The organism is Streptococcus sp. NLN64, assembly GCF_015831295.1.
In the GTDB taxonomy this organism is placed as follows: Bacteria; Bacillota; Bacilli; order Lactobacillales; family Streptococcaceae; genus Streptococcus.
Map to the genome: position 1 here is coordinate 1 of NZ_JADXDQ010000129.1, position 521 is coordinate 521.

General features: G+C 52.6%; 6 tRNA genes. All 6 read right to left on the bottom strand.

What is annotated here, in order from left to right:
* Positions 1 to 23: 23 nt before the first annotated feature.
* The 6 genes from I2503_RS09475 to I2503_RS09500 all read right to left on the bottom strand — a co-directional run bounded on the left by I2503_RS09475 (position 24) and on the right by I2503_RS09500 (position 520).
* Positions 24 to 97 (bottom strand) — tRNA-Arg (locus tag I2503_RS09475).
* A 5-nt stretch (positions 98 to 102) separates the two neighbouring features.
* Positions 103 to 188 (bottom strand) — tRNA-Leu (locus tag I2503_RS09480).
* A gap of 5 nt (positions 189 to 193) precedes the next feature.
* Positions 194 to 265: transfer RNA gene (locus tag I2503_RS09485), tRNA-Gly, on the bottom strand.
* Positions 266 to 276: 11 nt separating this feature from the next.
* A tRNA-Thr gene (locus I2503_RS09490) sits at positions 277 to 349 on the bottom strand.
* A 13-nt stretch (positions 350 to 362) separates the two neighbouring features.
* Positions 363 to 444: transfer RNA gene (locus I2503_RS09495), tRNA-Leu, on the bottom strand.
* Positions 445 to 447: 3 nt separating this feature from the next.
* Positions 448 to 520: transfer RNA gene (locus tag I2503_RS09500), tRNA-Lys, on the bottom strand.
* Position 521: the final 1 nt, after the last annotated feature.

Consider the following 521-nt stretch of genomic DNA (forward strand, 5'->3'; position numbering starts at 1 on the left):
TACTTCCCGTATTATTGTTTACATGCACCCTAGAGGAGTCGAACCTCTAACCGCCTGATTCGTAGTCAGGTACTCTATCCAGTTGAGCTAAGGGTGCTCATTTGCCGAGGACCGGAATCGAACCGGTACGATCAGTAACGATCGCAGGATTTTAAGTCCTGTGCGTCTGCCAGTTCCGCCACCCCGGCGCCAAAGCGAACGACGGGATTCGAACCCGCGACCCCCACCTTGGCAAGGTGGTGTTCTACCACTGAACTACGTTCGCAATCCTCTTAATGCCGGCTACATGACTTGAACACGCGACCCTCTGATTACAAATCAGATGCTCTACCAACTGAGCTAAGCCGGCCTATGATACTTAATGCGGGTTAAGGGACTTGAACCCCCACGCCCGAAAGCGCCAGATCCTAAATCTGGTGCGTCTGCCAATTCCGCCAAACCCGCATATGACCCGTGCTGGGCTCGAACCAGCGACCCATTGATTAAAAGTCAATTGCTCTACCAACTGAGCTAACGAGTCT